The 4,806-nt window shown below is 49.3% G+C and carries 4 protein-coding genes; 1 reads left to right on the forward strand and 3 read right to left on the reverse strand.

Annotated elements, in window-relative coordinates; genetic code table 11:
* Positions 1-153 precede the first annotated feature (153 nt).
* Positions 154-501 (forward strand): c-type cytochrome, encoded by a 348-nt coding sequence (locus HWQ67_RS13230; protein WP_218253163.1) that lies wholly within the window; start codon positions 154-156, stop codon positions 499-501.
* A gap of 321 nt (positions 502-822) precedes the next feature.
* Here the strand turns inward: HWQ67_RS13230 and HWQ67_RS13235 are convergent, their stop codons facing one another.
* The 3 genes from HWQ67_RS13235 to HWQ67_RS13245 form a co-directional block, all read right to left on the reverse strand.
* Positions 823-1,932, reverse strand: coding sequence for an FMN-binding protein (locus tag HWQ67_RS13235; protein ID WP_218253164.1), 1,110 nt, complete (start codon positions 1,930-1,932; stop codon positions 823-825).
* A 93-nt stretch (positions 1,933-2,025) separates the two neighbouring features.
* A complete protein-coding gene (gene nosZ / locus HWQ67_RS13240) occupies positions 2,026-3,855 on the reverse strand; it encodes a TAT-dependent nitrous-oxide reductase (protein WP_218253165.1) in 1,830 nt (609 codons plus the stop codon).
* 23 nt (positions 3,856-3,878) lie between these two features.
* Positions 3,879-4,682: a c-type cytochrome gene (locus HWQ67_RS13245; RefSeq protein ID WP_218253166.1), complete on the reverse strand. Its 804-nt coding sequence runs from the start codon at positions 4,680-4,682 to the stop codon at positions 3,879-3,881.
* Positions 4,683-4,806: the final 124 nt, after the last annotated feature.

A 4,806-nucleotide genomic window follows, 5' to 3' on the forward strand; every position in this document is an offset into this window, starting at 1 on the left:
GAGGGGGGACAAAGTCCCCCATTCTTTTTTTTTCTTCCGGTTAAATGCGATTGCCCTGAATGCAGCCCTGCTTGACAAAGGAGGCAATATCGGTTTAAGCTATAACTAATCATCATTGTGATGGTAAAACAATGTTTTTTCAAGGGAGGTTACATGAAAGTAGTTAGATATATTGTCCTGGGGTTACTCGTACTTGGAATAACTGTCCTGCCGGCTTTTGCAGGAGACGCTAAAAACGGGAAAAAGCTCTTCAACGACAGCAAGTTTGCAGGCGCAACGGCAAATAAATCATGTTCTTCATGCCATCCAGACGGCAAGGGGATTGAAGGGGCCGCTGCTAAACAAAAATTTACCGTTATGGGAAAAGATGCTGCATCACTGGAGGATGTGGTTAATCTGTGCATAGAAATGGCGCTGAAAGGGAAACCAATAGTAAAAGACTCCGTAGAGATGCAGGATGTAGTTGCCTATATCAAATCACTGGGAACGGCTAAAAAGTAACTAAAAAATCGTAGCAAAAGTGTGTGTCTATATCAGATTTGGATTTGATTAAAGACAAGATACGTTTATGGTAAGCAAGAGAGCATATAAGCAGCTATAACAAGTAGGAAGGGGTCAAGGGGACTGGTCCCCTTGCGGGGTGGGTCTGAGGGAGGGCCAGGTGCGACCTGGAGCGCCAAGAAGCGGAGCCGCCTCCCTTCTTCTTAGAGGGTGAATATTGTTATACATGTTTATGCTCCCTTGCTTACATCAAGGGGTTTTTTGTATCGGGGCGGGTACGATATGCTGCGATAAAATCGTACCCTACCACCTATCTATAGCTTAGTTATAAGACTTTTCACCGTCTACTCTGAAGAACCTGTCCGGCACCTTGTATTCAACCTCAACGGCCTTAAACTTTTTCTTTGTGCCTACCCTGTAGGGCAACATGAGCTTAAAATTAAAAGGGGTTGATTGGTCAAAGTCCTTGCCCCTGATGACAAAGATGCCACCTTCTTTAATGGCAGGAGCGCCACCTGCAGCAAGCCCTGTCAGTATCCTGTAGTCCTTGTCGGTGAAGTTGTATATGCGTGCCTCCTGCTCGATGCTGAATCGCTCAAAGACACCACCGCGGACAAATCCCGACCCCTTAAACGACCCCGTACCGCGGGCAACGATAAAGACCGCCGATTCACCGGGTTTAAGCGTCTCCATTATTTCGTTGTAGAAGCGCTCATCCAAGACATTCTTGCCAATTGAGGGCGGTGGTACCAGACCGATATGCAGGTCCAGGTATGGGGCATCACCTTCCAGGCCAAGAGCCTCAGACGTAATAAGGACGTTTTTTACGGCGCCTGTATCAAGGAGGTCCTTCCAGGTGAGGGGTTCAAACTTACTGCTGAATTTACGCCCACCATCTTGTGCATGTTTGGTTAAACCGGCCTGTTTGGTGGCCACCTTCTTGGCGCTCTCCGATATTATAATGTTCTGTACGGCCGCCGTAACCGTGGCACCCGTAATGGCGTCCATCTTTATCTCATTGCCAAAGGTAAGACCCGTAATGGCATTTTTTCCAGTGTATTGTTTCAGGAAGTCCTGATAGTTCTCCTCTTTAAGCCCTATGAGGACAATAGGCTCTGAGTGAAAAAGCAGCTTTACGCCGGTGATGTTACCACCGGTGTCCATTCCGATGAGGGTTTCCATGTGTTTACCCGAATAACCGACGTGTTTCTCCGTCCAGTCCTTTGATAAGAAGACATAGCCTATGAGCCTGCCCCCTGCATAACCCTCCCAGTAGCGATTCTTTTGTACAAACTTATCGGCCTTGAGGACGTCTTCCAGCTTGTAGTCATATCTGTGTTCAAAGAACTTTGCCTGCGAGGCATATAACTCAGCACATAGCGCAGACGACATAAATACTAAGGCAAATAGCAACAATATTGTTCTCTTCATTAATCTTTCCAATCCGTCATAAACAGTTCACACGTTTATTATTTGGTACCGGGGGTGCTTTTGACACACCCCCGGAGCCGTTATCCCTATTCCTTATGCCTTTTCAACGATAATCCGCATTCTCATCTCAAGATGCAGGGCGTGGCAGAAGTTCGTGCAGTATGCCCAATATACGCCGGGCTTGTCTGCGACAAATGTCACCGATTTGGTTTGAAACGGTGCTATTACAAAGTTGATGTTGTAGTTGGACAGTGCAAAGCCGTGTGCCAGGTCGGAGATTTCGTCATTATTGGTCACGATGACGGTGACCTCATCACCCTTTTTGACCTTGACCTCCTGCAACCCGTATAGTGGTGCGTTGGCAGTCAATTTAATGGTGACCTTCTTACCCTTCCTGTCCATCCCGCTCTTGGTAACGGCTAACGGGTGTTCAAACATGTTGTGTCTGTCCTTGACAATCTTTTCGATGATATCCCTTCTGACGATTATACAGTCGTGGGGTTCGAGGTACTGTGCCGAGTCGTGTATCAGCTTGAGCTTGTCACCGGAGATGTCAACGAGCTGTTCGCACTCGTTTTTGAGCGGTCCGACGTTTATGAACCTGTCCTTGGAGAACTTATTCAGGGAGATGAGCCACTTGCCGTCGGCCTCCTTGGTTTCGGCCATTGTGGCCATTATGTGTCCAACCTGATAGTTAATGTCGAGGATGTCCACGATGTGTTCGTTTTTCTTCTTTTCTTCCGCGCTCTTCTTTTCGGCGTCTATTGCCTTTTGGACGTTCCACTTGACGTTGGTGCTGTCGATGAAGACCGAGGTGATCGCATTACCCCTGCCGTCAAAGGTGGTGTGGAGCGGGCCAAGACCTATGTAGGGTTGTGCCACGATGCAGTCCTTGGGCTTGATCTTGCCGTCAAAGGCCTCTGCGAGCTTGTCAATGGAGACGACCGTGCAGTTGGGTGAGACCTTGCCGGAGCAGATGGCGTACTTGCCGTCGGGGGATACGTTTATACCATGCGGGTTCTTGGCCACCGGTATCCTGATGACGATATCGGACTTGCCCTCTCTGCCGTCAATCACCTTCACGCCCTCGATGACCTTGAACTTGCCATCCTTGAGCGCCTTCCTTATCCTGTCCCAGTTAAACACCAGCATGTAGTCAAAGTCCGATGCCAGCATCTCTGAGATCGTGACGCCTTTTTCTATGTTATATGACGTCGTCATGGAGTATCTGCCGCCGTAATCGGTAGCGGCCAGGTCCATGTTCTCATCCATCATCACCTGACAGACGACCTCCATCTTTTCGGCATCTATGATCGTGTGGGCACCGTAGTATTTGTCCGTGGCCATATCCGGCTGGTTGGGTACCGGCACCTGGAATTCGCTGTTACAGACAAGCCACTCGGTCCTGGGCGACCTCTGGGTAAACAGTCCGTGCATACCCTGGATATTGGGCACGTCAAGTATCTTGTCTACCTCCATGTAATCGACCCGTATGCGGGCCACCCTGTTGTTGAGCTTATCGTTAACGAACAGGTACTTGCCGTCATAGACGCCGTCCTTGTAGGAGCCGTGAACGTGATGCGTATCGCCGCAGAATTTGCCTCTGAGCATGGCCTTACTTTCGTTGGTTATACCCCATCCGGTAGCCACGTCCATGTTAAAGACGGGTATCCTCTTGAGTTCCCTCATCGAGGGCACGCCAAGTATCCTGACTTCGCCGGAGTGCCCGCCGCTCCAGAACCCGTAGTAGGCATCAAGCTCACCGGGCTTGAGTTCTGCGCTCTGATGACCGTTGCCCTTGGTTTCGGCGTGTGCTACTGAGGGGCCGTCCTGACCCTTGTCGTTGAGCATAACAGCGCCGGCCCCGGCAGCAACCGAGGCCATTCCTATATATTTAAGAAAATTCCTTCTATCAACCGACATAAAACCTCCTTTCATGCACCAGTTTATTTGTTGAGTCGTCCCATTAATTTCAATGTATAAGAAACCAGATGCCATCTGTCATCCTCTGACAGTGAATCCTGAAAGGAGGGCATCCCTGTACCATCTAAACCGGTCGTGTATGCCATATACACGTTTTCGGGGGCGAATCCCATCTTTGTTGCCCCGCTTGTGAAGTCAAAGGGCACCACCTTATCGCCCCAGTCGTCCTTTAAGCTGTCGGCCTTGGTGCCATCGCCCTTGCCCTCTTTGCCATGACACTCCCAGCACTTCATTTTATCCCATATCTGCTCACCCTTTGCTACCGACTCGGGTTTTCCTACCCACGCCGGTTTCTTCACGGATATTGGTGGACAGGGTTCTTCGTCCTTCCACCTCGGTGAAAAACTCTTGATATACTGCACTACTGCCTTTCTCTCTTTTTCAGAGAGGTCTACGCTTGATGGCATGTAGGCCCTCGGTATGCCGACTGTGACTACGGTTAACAGGTCGTTCTCTAATGGCATACACCCCGTGGGCGTTGTCCTGAACTTAAAGACCCCGGCTGTAAAGTCCCTTGGATAGATATCCCACGACATGCCCTTTTTCTCTACCCTGTGAACGATACCTACCAGCCCCTTGCCGTCTCCGTTTGATCCGTGGCAGATCACGCATCGGCTTTCATATATCTTTTTACCCTCTGACGCAGTGTCTGCACCGTAAGCCGACCCTGCGGTTTGTGTTAAAGCCACCAAGCATAACAGCAAAATGACCTGACACAAAAACCTGACTACTACCTTGTCAACAATAACCTTGTTTCCATTGCCCATTGCTTCCTCCTTCATGTTTTTTTACTGTGTATCAGATTAACCCAACCTGGGTATACTCTCTTGTCATCATGTTAAGTGCTTCTGGAAACCTTCAATAACATTCAGCGTCCTAACGACATATTGT

It is taken from the genome of Candidatus Magnetobacterium casense, from assembly GCF_019173545.1.
Taxonomy (GTDB): domain Bacteria; phylum Nitrospirota; class Thermodesulfovibrionia; order Thermodesulfovibrionales; family Magnetobacteriaceae; genus Magnetobacterium; species Magnetobacterium cryptolimnobacter.

Coding starts and splice junctions, on each gene's coding strand:
- HWQ67_RS13230 (WP_218253163.1), top strand. CDS start 154: ATGAAAGTAGTTAGATATATTGTCCTGGGGTTACTCGTACTTGGAATA.
- HWQ67_RS13235 (WP_218253164.1), bottom strand. CDS start 1,932: ATGAAGAGAACAATATTGTTGCTATTTGCCTTAGTATTTATGTCGTCT.
- HWQ67_RS13245 (WP_218253166.1), bottom strand. CDS start 4,682: ATGGGCAATGGAAACAAGGTTATTGTTGACAAGGTAGTAGTCAGGTTT.
- nosZ (WP_218253165.1), bottom strand. CDS start 3,855: ATGTCGGTTGATAGAAGGAATTTTCTTAAATATATAGGAATGGCCTCG.